Source organism: Stenotrophomonas sp. GbtcB23 (assembly GCF_019091045.1).
Lineage (GTDB): Bacteria > Pseudomonadota > Gammaproteobacteria > Xanthomonadales > Xanthomonadaceae > Stenotrophomonas > Stenotrophomonas rhizophila_A.
In genome coordinates this window covers 1-16,390 of the sequence record NZ_JAGXKC010000043.1, presented here as the reverse complement: position 1 = coordinate 16,390, position 16,390 = coordinate 1, and the positions used below count along the sequence as shown (strand labels likewise).

Genomic DNA, 16,390 nt, shown 5'->3' with positions numbered 1-16,390 from the left:
GCAAGGATGAGCACCATGACCCACTACCACGCCACCCGCCGCACCGGCTTCCTGCTGGCCGCGCTGCTGCTTTCACTCGCGGCCTGCAAGGGCGACGACAAGGCGGTAGCGCCCGTGCAGGCCGAGGCAAAGACCGATGCCAACCCCTGGCCCCAGGTAACCTGGCCGTTGCCCGACGACCCCGCGATGGAAAAGCGGATCACCGAGCTGATGGCCGGCATGACGGTCGAGGAAAAAGTCGGCCAGCTGGTGCAGGGCGACATCGCCAGCATCACGCCGGATGACGTGCGCAGGTATCGATTGGGCTCCATCCTTGCTGGCGGCAACTCCGATCCGGGCGGCCGCTACGACGCCAAGCCCGCCGAATGGCTGGCGCTGGCCGATGCATTCTACGAAGCCTCGATGGACACCGCGCAGGGCGGCAAGGCCATTCCGGTGCTGTTCGGCATCGACGCGGTGCACGGCCAGAGCAACATCGTCGGCGCCACCCTGTTCCCGCACAACATCGGCCTGGGCGCGGCCCGCAATCCGGACCTGGTGCGGCGGATCGGCGAGATCACCGCGCTGGAAACCCGCGCCACCGGCATGGAGTGGGCGTTCGCACCCACCGTCGCGGTCCCGCAGGACGACCGCTGGGGACGCACCTACGAAGGCTATTCCGAATCGCCCGAAGTCGTGGCCAGCTACGCCGGCGCCGTGGTCGAGGGCCTGCAGGGCAAGGTTGGTTCGCCCAACTTCCTGGATGGCCGCCACGTGATCGCCTCGGTCAAGCACTTCCTCGGCGACGGCGGCACCACCGATGGCAAGGACCAGGGCGATACCCGGATCAGCGAAGCCGAGCTGGTGCGCATCCACGCCGCCGGCTACCCGACCGCGATCGCGGCGGGCGCGCAGACCGTCATGGCATCGTTCAACAGCGTCAACGGCGAGAAGATGCATGGCCACAAGGCCTACCTCACTGATGCACTGAAGGGCCGCATGAACTTCGGCGGCTTCGTGGTGGGCGACTGGAACGGCCATGGCCAGGTCAAGGGCTGCACCACTACCGATTGCCCGGCCACCATCAATGCCGGCCTGGACATGGCCATGGCGTCGGACAGCTGGAAGGGCTTCTACGAGACCACGCTGGCGGCGGCGAAGGCCGGCACCATCACCCAGGAACGCCTGGATGATGCGGTGCGCCGGATCCTGCGGGTGAAGATGCGGCTCGGCTTGTTCGAAGCCGGCAAGCCGTCATCGCGCACGGTCGGCGGCCAGTTCGCGTTGATCGGCGCACCGGAGCATCGCGCCGTGGCACGCCAGGCCGTGCGCGAATCGCTGGTGCTGCTGAAGAACCAGGGCGGCGTGCTGCCGCTGGCGCCCAAGCAGCGCATCCTGGTGGCCGGTGATGGGGCCAACGATGTCGGCAAGCAGGCCGGCGGCTGGACGCTGAACTGGCAGGGCACCGGTACCACCCGCAAGGACTTCCCGAACGCGGACAGCATCTTTGAAGGCATCGCCCAGCAAGCGAAGGCCGCAGGCGGCGAAGCGCTGTTGGCCGTGGATGGGAAGTACACCGCCAAGCCGGACGTGGCCGTGGTGGTGTTCGGCGAAAACCCCTATGCCGAATTCCAGGGCGACCTGGCGACACTGGCCTACAAGCCGGGCGACGACGCGGATCTTCATCTGATCAAAAAGCTGAAGGCCGATGGCATCCCGGTGGTGGCGGTGTTCCTGAGCGGACGCCCGCTGTGGGTGAACCGCGAGATCAATGCGTCCGATGCCTTCGTGGCGGCGTGGTTGCCCGGTTCGGAAGGTGGCGGCATTGCCGATGTGCTGCTGCGCAAGCCCGATGGCAGTGTGCAGCACGACTTCAAGGGCAAGCTCAGTTTCAGCTGGCCGCGCACCGCGATCCAGTACGCCAACAATGTGGGACAGAAAGACTACGACCCGCAGTTCGCCTTCGGCTTCGGCCTGACCTACGCCGACAAGGGCGACCTGGCGCCGCTGCCGGAAGTTTCCGGCGTGACCGGCAACGAAGGGGCGGCCGGTGTGTTCTTCGCACGCGGTGACGCCGGCTCCGGCATGGCGCTGCGCCTGGAAGGCAGCACGGGGCAGGGCGTGACCGTCACCAAGGTGCCGGAATCACTCGATGGCGACCTGCTCAAGGTCACCGGCGTGGACCACCTGGTGCAGGAAGATGGCCGCCGCCTGGCATGGTCGGGCAAGGGTGAGGCAACGGTTGCCGTGCAGTCGCACGTCCCGCTGGACCTGCAGCGCGAGAGCAATGGCGACCTGATGCTGATCACCACGCTGCGGGTGGATGCTGCGCCCAAGGGCGAAGCCTGGCTGTCGGTCGGTTGCGGCGCCGGGTGTACCGCCCGCGTGCCGCTCGCACCTGCGCTGGCCAAGCTGCCGGTGGGCGAATGGAAGCGCGTGGGTGTGCCGTTGAAGTGTCTTGCAGGCGCAGGGGCGGACGTGGGCAAGCTGGATCGGCCCTGGTCGATCGGCACCGCCGGCGCAATGACGCTCTCGGTGTCACGCGTCGCGCTGGGCGCCCTGAACGAAGCGGACGCCACCGTCGCATGCCCAGGCGCGTAACCATGCGCCCCGTGCCATCACCGCTTGGGCGGGTGCGCGACCGAATCGCGCATCACCAGGCGGTGCGGCAGCACGTGGTCGGTCAGCACGCGGCTGTCGTCGGTGCGCTGGCGGATGGTGCGCAGCAGGATGTCGATGGCCGCGTCGGCCATCGCGGCGATGGGTTGGTGCAGCGTGGTGAGTTCGGGCCACACCGTGGTGGCGGCGGAGGTGTCATCGAAACCCACCACCGACAGGTCACGCGGAACCTCGAGCCCCTGCCGGTGCGCCACGGAAATGGCGGCAGCCGCCATGTCGTCGTTGCTGGCGAAGATCGCGGTGGGCGGCTGCGGCTGGGACAACAGCTTTTCGGCGGCATCCAGCCCCGAGCGGTAGGTGTAGTCGCCCTCTTGGACCAGGCGGGGCTCGACCTCCAGCCCGGCCTCGTGCAGGGCGGTGGCGAAGCCGTCGTAGCGCCGCGCGCTCGCGCTCAGGTCGTTGCGGCCGCGGATGAAGCCGATGCGGGTGTGGCCGTGCTGGATCAGGTGTTCGGCCATTTCCTTGCCGGCGTGGAAGTCATCGATGCGCACGCAGGAAACATCGTCACGCAGGTGCCCCGACGCAATCGCAACCACCGGAATGCCCGCCTGGACCAGCTCGGTCACGGCCACCGGCGATTCGCACAGCGGGGGCGGCAGGATCACGCCGTCCACGCGGCCGGCCAGGGCGCGCGCGGCTCTGCGCTCGGCCACGGGGTCCAGGTTGTCCCAGTAGTGGATGACCAGCTGGATGGCGGCGTTGGACGCGCCCCGCAGCAGGCCCACCAGCAGTTCACGCAGGTAGGCGCCGCTGGGGTTGGTGTAGATCAGCGCAATGCGCGTGTGCTGGGCCGCAGCCAGCGTACTGGCGGCCAGGTTGGGCGTGTAGCCCAGGGCCTGCACCGCGCGCATCACGCGCTCGCGGGTGTCATCGCGCACCTTGCCCTGGTTGATCGCCCGCGACACCGTCATCGGCGACACCCCGGCCAGCGCCGCCACCTCGTCGATCGTCACGCCACTGGTTTTGCGGCGGACCGATTTCTTCGGTTTGTCCAATGCGCACTCCCGTTCTTCTTTGTGACGCTGTGGCGTACAAAGCACCGGCTGAGCTTACAAGGTTTGCCGGCCGCACTGGCACACCGCACGCGTGTCGAGCGGTGTCATCGGATGCTGCTTGCTGCGGTGGCATTGATGGCCTGCAGCGCGGGCGCGCGCGCGGAGGATGGCTACAACCTCTGGTTGCGCTACGCCCCGCTGGAACCTGTGCTTGCTGCAGACTACGCCACACAGCTGGGCGAGGTTGTCGCCCCCGATCAGACACCCACCCTGCGTGCCGCGCGCGATGAGCTGGTCCGCGGTCTCACCGGTCTGTTGGGCACCGCACCCAGGATCCAAAACGAAAGTTCCGCCGGTCACGTACTTGCGCTTGGTACGCCCCAGTCGTCGGCGTTGATCGCGCCGTTCCGCGAAGAGGTCGAGTCGCTGGGGGAAGAGGGCTACCTGCTGAAGCGCACGCGGCGAGATGGGCGCGACGTGCTGCTGGTGGCATCGCGCAGTGATATCGGCGTGCTGTACGGCACGTTCCATCTGCTCAGGTTGCTGCAGACCGGTGCTTCACTGGACCACCTTGAGCTGCGCGAGTCGCCCAGGGTGCGGCTGCGGGTGCTTGACCACTGGGACAACCTCGACGGGTATGTCGAACGCGGCTACGCCGGCCGCTCGCTGTGGGAGTGGCAGACGCTGCCGGAATGGCGCGACCCGCGCTACACCGATTACGCACGGGCCAATGCCTCGCTGGGCATCAACGGCACGGTGCTGAACAACGTCAACGCCAACGCACAGAGCCTCGCGCCGCAGTACCTGGACAAGGCGGCCGCGCTGGCGGACGTGTTCCGGCCCTATGGCATCCGCGTATACCTGAGCGCGCGCTTCAGCGCCCCCATCGAGCTGGGCGGGCTCAAGACCGCCGATCCGCTCGACCCTGCGGTGCAGCGGTGGTGGCGCGACAAGGCCGACGAAATCTACCAGCGCATTCCCGATTTCGGCGGTTTCCTGGTCAAGGCCAACTCCGAAGGACAGCCCGGCCCACAGGACTACGGCCGAAGCCATGCCGACGGCGCCAACCTGCTCGCCGATGCATTGGCACCGCACGGCGGCGTGGTGATGTGGCGTGCCTTCGTCTATGCACACGACGTACCCGCCGACCGGGCCACCCAGGCCTACACCGAGTTCGCGGGGCTGGACGGTGCGTTCCTCCCGAACGTGGTGCTGCAGGTGAAGAACGGCCCCATCGACTTCCAACCGCGCGAAGCCTTCCATCCACTGTTCGGCGCCATGCCGCGCACGCCGCTGATGATGGAGTTCCAGATCACCAAGGAGTACCTGGGCTTCGCCACGCACCTGGTGTACCTGGGGCCGTTGTTCGAAGAAGTGCTGCAGGCCGACACCCGCGCAGGCGGCAAGCGCTTCACCGTGGCGCAGTCACTGAGCGGCATCGCCGGCGTTGCCAACATCGGTACCGATCGCACTTGGAGTGGCTCGCATTTCGATCAGGCCAACTGGTATGCGTTCGGTCGCCTTGCCTGGAATCCTGATCAGTCCTCCCGTGACATCGCCGCGGACTGGGCGGCGATGACCTTCTCGCCAGAGCCGGCAGTGGTGCAGCCGATCGTCGGCATGATGATGGGCTCGCGCGAGGCCGCAGTGAACTACATGACCCCGCTGGGCCTGCACCACCTGATGGCGCGCGGGCACCATTACGGCCCCGGACCCTGGGTGGACGGCGGCCCGCGTGCTGACTGGACCTCGGTCTATTACCACCGTGCCGACCGCAACGGCATCGGCTTCGACCGCACCGCGACGGGCAGCAACGCCGTGGCCCAGTACGCCGCGGAAGTGGCCGCAACCTATGCGGACCTGAGCCAGGTTCCAGAGGCGCTGCTGTTGTGGTTCCACCATGTGCCATGGGATCACCGCATGGCCTCCGGGCGGCCGCTGTGGGACGAGCTGGTGGGTCGCTATTCGTTGGGCGTACGCCAAGTCCAGGCCATGCAGGGCACCTGGGCGAGCCTGCGGGGAAGGGTGGATGCACACCGGCACGAACAGGTCGCCGCCTACCTCCAGATCCAGCGGCGCGAAGCGCAATGGTGGCGCGATGCCAGCGTTGCCTACTTCCAATCGATCAGCGGCAGGCCATTGCCACCGGGTGAAGCGCCACCACCGCACCCGCTGGCGTACTACGAAGCGCTGCAGTTTCCTTCGGCACCGGGAGATGGGCGATGAGCGCTAAACCGAGGATGGGATGGATGTTGGGCAGCCTTCTGGCGTGCTTCGCCGCACCGGCCATGGCGCAGGAATCCGTGACGCCACTGTTGCACCCGCTCTTCCAGGACCATGCCGTCCTGCAGCGCGACCAGCCGATTACCGTGTGGGGCCATGCCGCGCCGGACACCACCGTATCGGTGACGTTCGCACGCCAGACCGCCACGGCACAGGCGGATGCAGAGGGGCGCTGGCGCGTCACATTCAAGCCCCTTGCCGCCGGCGGCCCCTACGAAATGCGCGTACGGGCAGGGCAGGAGGTCCAGACCGTGAGCGACGTGCAGATGGGCGACGTCTGGCTGTGCTCCGGCCAATCGAACATGGAGCTACCGGTGCGGCGCGCACTCAACGCCGACAGTGAAATCGCCTCGGCGGCGCAGCCGGATATCCGCCTGTTCACCGTGCCCAAGGCCCCGGCCGTGACGCCTCGGGAGGGCTTCTCCGGCCCCGTGTCATGGCAACCCGCATCACCGGAAAGCGTGCGCGACTTTTCCGCCGCCTGCTACTTCTTCGCGCGTGAACTGCGGAAGACCGTCAACGTGCCGATGGGACTGATCCAGTCGGCGTGGGGCGGTTCGCGGATAGAAGCCTGGACCAGCGCCGATGCGCTGCGCGCGCAGGGTGGTATGGAGGAAGCCCTGGAGGTGTTCGCGCTGTATGCCAGCGACCCCGTGGCGGCAAACGCAGCCTGGGGCAAGCACTGGCAGCAGTGGTGGGAGCAGCGCGAGGGCGCCACACCCGGCGATGCCCCCTGGCAGCCCGACGCCGACCGCACCGGATGGCGCCAAGCCCCGGCCCAGCTCGGCGCATGGGAGCGCTGGGGCATCCCGGCGCTGTCCGCGTACAACGGCATGGTCTGGTACCGCACTCAGGTGAAGCTGAGCGCCGCACAGGCGGGGCGGGGCGCACGCCTTGAGCTGGCGCCTGCCGACGAAACCGACGTGACCTGGGTCAATGGCGTGGCGGTGGGCAGCCAGAACGCTCCGGGCGATCCGCGATCCTATCCGCTGCCGCCCGGCCTGCTGAAAGCCGGAACCAACAGCGTGGTCGTCAACGTGCTGGACACCTGGGGCGACGGCGGGCTGGCGGGCCCCGCAGACGCCCACGCCCTGCAGCTGGACGATGGCACCCGGATCGTTCTGGATGCTCCCTGGTGGTACCGCGCAGCGCCCGGTGACCCGACACCGCCACTGGCCCCCTGGCATGCCGCCAGCGGCCTTTCGACGCTGTACAACGGCATGATCGCGCCGCTGGGCAGCTATGGCCTGCGCGGCATGCTCTGGTACCAGGGCGAATCCAACACCGGCGATGGCGCTGGCTACGCGGACAGGCTGCGCGTGTTGCGCGATGACTGGCGCCGGCAGTTCGGCGCGGAAATGCCGCTGCTGGTGGTGCAGCTGGCCGGCTACGGGCAGCCGCCCGTGGCCCCGGTGGAAAGCGGCTGGGCGCAGGTGCGCGAAGCGCAGCGGCGCATTACCGCAGAGGACCCGCATTCCGGGCTGGCACTCGCCATCGACATCGGCGATGCCTACGACATCCATCCGCCGAACAAACAGGAACTGGGCCGGCGTCTGGCCCGCGTGGCGCGCCATGTGGTCTATGGCGAACAGGCGCTGGCAGCCTCCGGCCCGACGGCAAGCAGGGTTTCCCGCACGAGGGTTGAGGTGCGCATCAGTTTCAACGATGTCACTGGAACGCTGGTCGCAACCGGTGCGAACGGCCCCATCGGCTTCGAACTGTGCGATGCCGAGGCCAAGCACTGCACCTACGCCGACGCCACGCTGGATGGCAACGCGGTAGTGCTGAACAGCCTGCAGGCAGCATCCGCCGCCAGCGTCCGCTACTGCTGGGCAGACGGCCCGATCTGCACGCTGCGCGACGGCAGCGGTGCGCCCGCCGGTCCGTTCGAGCTCTCCCTCACCCCTTCAGAGACGCCATGATGCGCCTGCTGCTTGCCACGGTACTGCTGCTGTCCGCCGCACTTCGGGTGCAGGCGGCCACCCCCGGCGGCACGGTCTACTTCGACTGGTTCGAATACGCCGGCAATGACGCCGCGTTTGAACCGCCGCTACCTGCGGGGCATTACCGCAACCCGATCCTGGCCGGTTTCCACGCGGACCCGAGCATCACCCGCGCCAACGGGAAGTTCTACCTGGTCAATTCCAGCTTCACCTACTTCCCGGGCATCCCGGTATTCGAGAGCGTGGACCTGGTGCACTGGAAGCAGATCGGCAACGTGATCGACCGCCCAACGCAGCTGGACTTCGATGGCCTCAGCGTGTCACGCGGCATCTTCGCGCCAGCCATCTCGTTCCACGACGGCGTGTTCTACGTGGTCACCACGGCGGTGGACAGCGGCGGCAATTTCATCGCCACCGCCCGCGATCCGGCCGGCCCCTGGTCCGACCCGCACTGGCTGCCGGGCATCGAGGGCATCGACCCATCGCTGTTCTTCGACGACGACGGCAAGGTCTACCTGCTCAACAACGATGTGCCGCCCGGCCCGGCGCGCTACGAAGGCCACCGCGCCATCTGGATGCAGCAGCTCGACCTGGCGTCGTTCAACCCGGTAGGCCCACGCAAAGTGCTCATCGACGGCGGCGTGGAACCGGCCAAAAACCCGATCTGGATCGAGGGGCCGCATATCTACAAGCGCGATGGCTGGTACTACCTCTCCGACGCCGAAGGCGGCACCGGCCCGCAGCACTCGCAGGTGGTCCTGCGCAGCCGCAAGGTGTGGGGGCCGTACGTGCCGTACGCAGGCAACCCGATCCTCACCCAGCGCGACCTGCCGCAGGACCGGCCACTGCCGATCACCAACGCCGGCCACGCCGACCTCGTGGAAGGCCCGGACGGGTCCTGGTGGGCGGTATTCCTGGCCAGCCGCAACTACGACACACGCCACTACAACACCGGGCGCGAAACCTACCTGCTACCGGTGGATTGGCGTGACGGGTGGCCGGTGATCCTGCCGGCGGGCCAGACCATTCCGTACATCGTCAAAGCGCCATCGTGGATGCAGGGCGCAGCGAAGCAGGCCCCTTCGACCGGCAATTTCATGGAGCGCAACGAGTTCGACACCCCCACGCTCGGCAACGATTGGCTGCGCGTGCGGGTACCCAAACAAGCCTGGGCGAACCTGCGCGAGCGCCCCGGTTCTCTCGCGTTGCACCCGCTGCCGGAAGACCTCGACACGCTGCGCAACCCCGCGTTCCTGGGCCGCCGCCAGCAGCACCTGCGCTTCGAGGCCAGCACCGAAATGACGCGACCCGCTGCAGGCGTGGCCGCTGGATTGGCCGCCTTCCAGAGCGAAGCCTACTGGTACTTCCTCGGCGTCCGCAGCGTTGGCGAAGATCGCGTGGTGATCTTCCTCGAAGCGCGTGACGGCGGCGGCGCAACAAAAACACTCGCATCGCGCGAGGTCGCAGCGGCAGCCCCGCTGGGCCTGCAGATAAAAGGGGACGGAGGACGTTATGCCTTCGCCTTCGACACACGCGATGGGCAAGGCTGGCAGACCCTCGCCGAAGACGTGGACGGAACGGTATTGAGTACGGATCGTGCAGGCGGCTTCGTCGGCGCCCTGCTGGGACCATTCGCGCGCGACGAGCGCGCCCTGAGGAGCAAATGATGACGCGCAGGCCCCTGTTCCGCACGCTGGCGCTCTGCGCCGCCATCAGCCTGGCTACCGCCGGCCACGCCGCCGTGCCGCAGCCGTGGCTCGATACCTCGGCCAGCTTCGAGAGCCGCGCCGCCGCGCTGGTCGCGCAGATGACCCTGGAGGAAAAGGCTGCCCAGATGCAGAACGCCGCGCCCGCCATCGAGCGGTTGGGTGTACCGGCGTACGACTGGTGGAACGAAGGCCTGCACGGCGTGGCCCGGGCAGGGCAGGCCACCGTGTTCCCCCAGGCCATCGGCCTGGCCGCCACGTTCGACGTACCGCTGATGGGGCAGGTGGCCACCACCATCAGCGATGAAGCGCGCGCCAAGCACCACCAGTTCATCCGCGAGGGCTCGCATGGCCGCTACCAGGGGCTGACCTTCTGGTCGCCCAACATCAACATCTTCCGCGACCCGCGCTGGGGCCGGGGCCAGGAAACCTACGGCGAAGACCCGTACCTCACCGCGCGCATGGGCGTGGCCTTCGTGCACGGCCTGCAGGGCGATGACCCGGTGTACCGCAAGCTGGACGCCACCGCCAAGCACCTGGCCGTGCACAGCGGCCCCGAGGCCGACCGCCACCACTTCGACGCCCGGCCCAGCAAGCGCGACCTGTACGACACCTACCTGCCAGCATTCGAGGCGCTGGTGAAGGAAGGTCAGGTGGATGCCGTGATGGGCGCCTACAACCGGGTCTACGGCGAATCCGCGAGCGCCAGCCACTTCCTGCTGCGCGACGTGCTGCGGCGCGACTGGGGCTTCAAGGGCTATGTGGTCTCGGACTGCTGGGCCATCGTCGATATCTGGAAGCATCACAAAATCGTCCCCACCCGCGAAGCCGCCGCCGCGCTGGCGGTGAAGAACGGCACGGAGCTGGAGTGCGGCCAGGAATACGCTACGCTGCCCGCAGCAGTGAAGCAGGGCCTGATCAGCGAAGCCGAGATCGACGACGCAGTCACCCAGCTGTTCACCGCGCGGATGCGGCTGGGCATGTTCGATCCACCGGAACGAGTGAAGTGGGCACAGATCCCGGCATCGGTGAACCAAGCCCCTGCACACGACGCGCTGGCCCTCAAAGCGGCGCAGGAATCGCTGGTGCTGTTGAAGAACGATGGCCTGCTGCCGCTGTCACGCAATCTCAAGCGTATCGCCGTGGTGGGCCCCACCGCCGATGACACCATGGCGCTGCTGGGCAACTACTTCGGTACCCCGGCCGCACCGGTAACGATCCTGCAGGGCATCCGCGATGCCGCGAAGGGGGTCGAGGTGCGCTACGCGCGCGGCGTCGACCTGGTGGAAGGGCGTGACGACCCCAGCGCCACGCCCCTGATCGAAGCGACCTACCTGCGCCCTTCCGTGGATTCCCCCGAGCGCGGCCTGCGTGGTGAGTACTTCCGCACTGCCGATTTTTCCGGCACGCCGGCACTGGTGCGCACCGATGCCCAGATCGGCTTCCGCTGGGACCGCGGCTCGCCAACCGACAACCTGCTGGCCCGCGGCGAAGCCGCACCGGGGCAGGGCGTCCCCAACGACGGCTTCAGCATCCGCTGGAGCGGGCAGCTGCTCCCGCCGGTGTCGGGTCGCTACCGCATCGAGGCCGCCGCCGACGACGGCTATCGCCTGTACGTGGACGGCAAGCGCGTCCTGGACCATTGGACCAGCAGCGACCGCCTGCATGGCGATGGCGTGGACCTGGACCTGGAGGCCGGGCGCGCGTACGAAGTGAAGCTGGAATACTTCGATGCCGAGCGCGACGCCGGCGTGCGGCTGGGCTGGCGCATGCCTGGTGCCAAGCCGCCGTTCGAGGAGGCTCTGGATGCCGCGCGCAATGCCGATGTGGTGGTGTTCGTCGGCGGCTTGACCGGCGACGTCGAAGGCGAGGAAATGAAGGTCAACTACCCGGGCTTCGCCGGTGGTGACCGCACCGACCTGCGCCTGCCCGCGCCGCAGCGTGCGCTGCTGGAAGCCTTGCACGCCACGGGCAAGCCGGTGGTGATGGTGCTCACCGGCGGCTCGGCCATGGCGGTGGAATGGGCGCAGGCGAACCTGCCGGCGATCCTGATGAGCTGGTACCCCGGGCAACGCGGCGGTACCGCCGTGGGCCAGGCGCTGTTTGGCGATACCAACCCCGGCGGGCGGCTGCCGGTAACGTTCTACAAGGCAGACCAGGCAATGCCGGCCTTTGACGACTACACGATGGAAGGCCGAACCTACCGCTACTTCCGGGGCACGCCGCTGTACCCGTTCGGGCACGGCCTGTCTTACACAACCTTCGACTACGGCAAACTGCGCCTGGATGCGCCCCGCATTCCCGCAGACGGGAAACTCAAGGTGCAGGTGGACGTGGCCAATACCGGCAAGCGCGCAGGCGATGAAGTGGTGCAGCTGTACATGCGGCGGGTCGATGCGGCGCCGGGTGATGCACAGCAGGCGCTGCGCGGCTTCCAGCGCGTGCAGCTGGCCCCGGGCGAGCGGCGCACTATTGCGTTCGATCTGGATGCAACGCAGGCCCTGCGCCAGTACGACGAAGCGCGGGCGGCCTATGTCGTCCCGCCGGGCGCGTACGAGGTCAGGGTAGGCAGCTCCAGCGCCGACGCCCGCGTGCAGGCCCGCTTCACCGTGGAGGCTGCCCGTGACTGAGCACGTCCTGTCGGTACGGGAAAAGCTGGGCTACAGCCTGGGCGACCTCGCGGCGAACCTGATCTTCCAGACGCTGATCACCTACCTCGCGTTCTTCTATACCGATGTGTACCGGCTGCCACCTGCCACGGCGGCGACGATCATCTTCGTGATCGGCCTGCTGGGCGCCTTCGTGTTCACCCCGCTGATCGGCATCGCCGCCGACCGCACCGCAACACGCTGGGGCAAGTTCCGGCCGTGGATCCTGTGGACGGCGGTGCCTTTCGGCGTGCTCTCGCTGCTGGCCTTCAGCACCCCGCAGCTGGGGGCGCAGGGCAAGATCATCTACGCCTTGGGCACCTACGGCCTGCTGATGCTGGTCTACGCAGCCAACAACCTGCCGTACTCCGCGCTCAGTGGTGTGCTCACCGGCAGCATGGCCCAGCGCAACAGCCTCTCGGCCTACCGCTTCGTGGCGGTGATGATCGCGCAGTTCATCATCCAGGTGCTGCTGCTGCCGCTGGTGCTGATCCTCGGTGACGGTGACCGCGTGCTGGGCTTCGAGCGGGTCATGACCGTGTTCGCGGTGGTAGGCACCGTGTTCTTCCTGATCACCTTCGCCACCACCCGCGAGCGCATCGTGCCGGCCAAGGAGCAGACCGGCGGCGTGCTGCAGGACCTGGCCGACCTGCTGCGCAACCGCCCGTGGCAGGTGATGCTGGCCCTGACGATCCTGGTCTTCATCAACCTCGCGTTGAAGGGCGGCACCTACATCTACTACTTCCAGTACTACATGAGCGAGCCCGCTCTCGCAGGCTTTCTCGACAACACCGGCTTCAACCGCTTCATCGGCGGATTGAACGCCACGCTCAATGGCATGGGGCTGTCCGGCTTCGCCTGGCCGGAGGATCCGGCAACCTCGGCGTTCAGCCTGTTCAACGCCTGCGGCATCAGCTGCATGATCCTGGGCATCGGGGTCTCGCGCCGGCTGGCCGACCGTTTCGGCAAGCGCGATGTATTCGGCGGCGCTTTGCTGGTCTCCACTGTGTTCCTGCTGGTGTTCTACTTCTTCCCGCCCACCGCCGTGGCCGTGGCGTTCGTCTCCTTTATGCTGCACGGCTTCTTCTACGGCATCACCATTCCATTGCTGTGGGCGATGATCGCCGACGTCGCCGACTACTCCGAATGGAAGAACAACCGCCGCGCCACCGCGATCATCTTCTCGGCGATGCTGTGCGGCCTGAAGATCGGCCTCAGTATCGGTGGCGCGCTGGTCGCGGGCATCCTGGCGTACTACGGCTACCAGGCCGGCGCAGACCAGCAGCCGGAGGGCGTGGTCAACGGCATCCGCCTGACGGTGAGCGTGTACTGCTCCCTCCCGTTCCTGATCGCCGTGGCGATGCTGTTCCTCTACAAGATCGACAAGCGCATGGAAACCCGCATCGAGCAGGACCTGCAGCAGCGCCGCGAAGGCAACAACCTTGTGCACCTGGCGGCACATGCCATCTCCCAGCCGCTGGTGACCCACATCTACACGGCCGATCCGTCGGCCCATGTGTTCGAGGGACGGCTGTACATCTACCCCTCGCACGACATCGACGCCGGCGCACCATTCGACGATGACGGCGGGCACTTCGGCATGGAGGACTACCACGTGCTGCGGATGGACAGCCCCACCGGCGAGGCCACCGACTGCGGCATGGCCCTGCATGTGCGTGACGTGCCCTGGGCCGCAAAGCAGATGTGGGCTCCAGACGCGGCCCACCGTGACGGCCGCTACTACCTGTACTTCCCGGCCAAGGACGGGGAGGGGCGGTTCCGCATCGGCGTCGCCGTGGCCGATCGCCCGGAGGGTCCGTTCACCGCCGAACCGGAGCCGATGGCCGGCACGTACTCGATCGACCCGGCCGTATACGAGGACGACGACGGCGCGCACTACCTCTACTTCGGCGGCATCTGGGGCGGCCAGCTGCAGACGTACCGCGACAACCGCTACGACGCCACGCACGAAGAGCCCACCGGCGATGCGCCGGCACTGGGCCCGCGCGTCGGCCGACTGGACGCAGGCATGACCCAGCTGGCCGAGCCCACGCGGGAAGTCATCATCCTGGATGAGCACGGCCAGCCACTGCGCGCCGACGACCACGAGCGGCGGTTCTTCGAGGGTCCGTGGCTGCACAAGTACCAGGGCAGGTATTACCTGTCGTACTCAACCGGCAACACCCATCTACTCTGCTACGCCATCGGCGACAGTCCGTACGGCCCGTTCACCTATGGCGGCGTGATCCTCAAGCCTGTAGTGGGCTGGACCACGCATCACTCCATCTGCGAGGTCGACGGCCAGTGGTACCTGTTCTATCACGACTCCCTGTTGTCGGGCGGGGTCACCCACCTGCGTTCGGTGAAGTGCACCCCGCTGCACATGGAAGCGGACGGCAGCATCCGGACCATTGATCCCTATGGCAACTGAAAGCCCGTTGCCCATCGCCGACGCGCAGGCGCCACTGCCTGCTGGCCACCTGCACTGGTTGCGGGCGGGTGAGCTGGAGGTGGCACTTGCCCCTGAGGCCGGCGGACGCATCGCCCGCATCCGCCATGAAGGCGTGGAGTGGCTGGTGGACGAACGGGAGAGTGGGGCCGCCACCATCGCCTGGGGCTGCTACCCGATGGTGCCGTGGGCCGGCCGAATCCGGCGCGGGCGCTTCAACTTCGATGGGAGGGCGTATGCATTGCCAACGAACTTCGGCGAACACGCCATCCACGGGGTAGGGTTCGCACTGCCTTGGCGGATCGACAGTATCGCGGAGGACAGCGCCACGCTGTCGCTGGAGCTTCCGGAGGACGACTACTGGCCCTTCGGCGGCACAGCAACGCAGATCATTCAACTAACGCCAAACAGCTTGGAACTACGCCTGGCAGTGCAGGCAGGCACCCAACCGATGCCCGCCGTAATCGGCTGGCACCCGTGGTTCCGCAAGCCGGATGCGTTGCTGTTCGCGCCCGACGCCATGTACCCACGTGACGAGGAGGGCATCGCCAGGTTGCCACTGGCAAGCGCATCCCCCGGCCCATGGGACGACTGCTTCATCAACCAGAAGGACACAACACTGGTGTACAGCGGCCAGCGCCTGACGCTGCGTGCCAACACCGAACACTGGGTGGTCTACGACGCCGCGCCGCACGCCACCTGCGTAGAACCCCAAACCGGCCCACCAGACGCATTCACCCTCGTACCCAAGACACTGGAGCCAGGCCAGCAACTCGAGCTACGCTTTGAGCTGAGCTGGTAGGGTCGCTTCCCAAACGACCGCCGATAACAGTGATCGGCACGGCAACGCATGACCTCAAATCGAAAAAACGCCTCCCCCGTTCGAGGTCATGCCCCAAAGAATCACTCACCACCCCGGCGGTTGATTGGGATGCAACCCTACCGGCAGCCGGCATCCAGGATCCCCGGCGGGCAAGTACCTCAGCCAGTTACCTGCAGATCATCGCCCGGCGTAGCACGACGCCATGCACCCAGGTAACGGAGATACTTGCCGACGAAGATGCCAGTGAAACCGCCCGACAGCAGCAGATAAGACGCCCGGAAACCAACATCCCCCGCAAGCGTCGGCGACATCGCCAGCGCGGATTCAAACCCGTACTTCACCGCGAATGTCACCAGCAGCAGCGGCAGCAGGCTGTAATCCGCGCTGCGCCACAGCTTCCCGGTTGCCCGGTTCGCGGTCAGCACTGCACGGCGAAGCATCATCCAGCCGATACCCATCCCCGCGCCGATGCCGACCAGCCACAGCGCCCACGCCTGCCAGGACGTGCCATAACGCGCACTAATCGACCACAGGCCCCAAGCGGTGAAAAGGGCAGGCACCACCGCCAGCCTCCCCAGCGTGACCTCGCCCGGCTTCATCGCGGCGACGCCGCGCGTGATCAGGAAGATCAGAAGCGCCCAAACCCAGAGCGGAGTGTGCGAAGCGAATTGCTGCAGCATGTTCATGGAGGGTCCTTGGCTTGAGGTGGGTGCCGGCCGTGCAGCGCCGTGCGGGAATGGGGTAATTCTCGCTTTGGCCCGAAACGGTACAAGTGACAGCTGTCAGCCATCGGGGAGTACAGGTTGGCGGCTACCATAGGCGCCTACCAGTACGCTCAAGATGGACGGATGACAAAGCACGACACGGACGCCGCGGAACCATTCG

Annotated in this window: 9 protein-coding genes and 1 pseudogene; 8 read left to right on the top strand and 2 right to left on the bottom strand. The window is 67.2% G+C overall.

Going from position 1 to position 16,390, the window contains the following annotated elements:
* Nucleotides 1–15: 15 nt before the first annotated feature.
* Nucleotides 16–2,580 carry an exo 1,3/1,4-beta-D-glucan glucohydrolase gene (locus KVS69_RS15240; RefSeq protein ID WP_217538790.1) on the top strand — a complete coding sequence of 855 codons (2,565 nt, stop codon included), beginning with the start codon at nucleotides 16–18 and terminating at the stop codon, nucleotides 2,578–2,580.
* A gap of 17 nt (nucleotides 2,581–2,597) precedes the next feature.
* Here the strand turns inward: KVS69_RS15240 and KVS69_RS15235 are convergent, their stop codons facing one another.
* Nucleotides 2,598–3,653, bottom strand: a complete 1,056-nt coding sequence (locus tag KVS69_RS15235) for a LacI family DNA-binding transcriptional regulator (RefSeq protein WP_217538789.1) — start codon at nucleotides 3,651–3,653, stop codon at nucleotides 2,598–2,600.
* A gap of 111 nt (nucleotides 3,654–3,764) precedes the next feature.
* Between KVS69_RS15235 and KVS69_RS15230 the strand changes: the two genes are divergently transcribed.
* The 7 genes and pseudogenes from KVS69_RS15230 to KVS69_RS15205 all read left to right on the top strand — a co-directional run bounded on the left by KVS69_RS15230 (nucleotide 3,765) and on the right by KVS69_RS15205 (nucleotide 15,484).
* A complete protein-coding gene (locus KVS69_RS15230; protein ID WP_217538788.1) occupies nucleotides 3,765–5,879 on the top strand; it encodes an alpha-glucuronidase family glycosyl hydrolase in 2,115 nt (704 codons plus the stop codon).
* A 23-nt stretch (nucleotides 5,880–5,902) separates the two neighbouring features.
* The gene (locus tag KVS69_RS15225; RefSeq protein WP_217538786.1) at nucleotides 5,903–7,858 is read left to right on the top strand and encodes a sialate O-acetylesterase; all 1,956 of its coding nucleotides are present in this window, start codon (nucleotides 5,903–5,905) and stop codon (nucleotides 7,856–7,858) included.
* A complete protein-coding gene (locus KVS69_RS15220) occupies nucleotides 7,855–9,546 on the top strand; it encodes a glycoside hydrolase family 43 protein (RefSeq protein ID WP_217538785.1) in 1,692 nt (563 codons plus the stop codon). Before KVS69_RS15225 ends, KVS69_RS15220 begins: the two co-directional genes overlap by 4 nt.
* Nucleotides 9,546–12,215, top strand: a complete 2,670-nt coding sequence (locus tag KVS69_RS15215; RefSeq protein WP_345776815.1) for a glycoside hydrolase family 3 C-terminal domain-containing protein — start codon at nucleotides 9,546–9,548, stop codon at nucleotides 12,213–12,215. Before KVS69_RS15220 ends, KVS69_RS15215 begins: the two co-directional genes overlap by 1 nt.
* Nucleotides 12,202–13,662 (top strand): annotated as a pseudogene (locus KVS69_RS21115) (MFS transporter); the annotation flags it as partial. The gene KVS69_RS15215 and the pseudogene KVS69_RS21115, both read left to right, overlap by 14 nt.
* A gap of 15 nt (nucleotides 13,663–13,677) precedes the next feature.
* Nucleotides 13,678–14,664 carry a glycoside hydrolase family 43 protein gene (locus KVS69_RS21110; protein WP_345776816.1) on the top strand — a complete coding sequence of 329 codons (987 nt, stop codon included), beginning with the start codon at nucleotides 13,678–13,680 and terminating at the stop codon, nucleotides 14,662–14,664.
* A gap of 7 nt (nucleotides 14,665–14,671) precedes the next feature.
* Nucleotides 14,672–15,484, top strand: coding sequence for an aldose epimerase (locus KVS69_RS15205; protein ID WP_345776814.1), 813 nt, complete (start codon nucleotides 14,672–14,674; stop codon nucleotides 15,482–15,484).
* A 179-nt stretch (nucleotides 15,485–15,663) separates the two neighbouring features.
* Here KVS69_RS15205 and KVS69_RS15200 read toward each other — a convergent pair whose 3' ends face one another.
* Nucleotides 15,664–16,191 (bottom strand): DUF6622 family protein, encoded by a 528-nt coding sequence (locus KVS69_RS15200; RefSeq protein WP_217538781.1) that lies wholly within the window; start codon nucleotides 16,189–16,191, stop codon nucleotides 15,664–15,666.
* Between the last annotated feature and the right edge of the window lie 199 nt (nucleotides 16,192–16,390).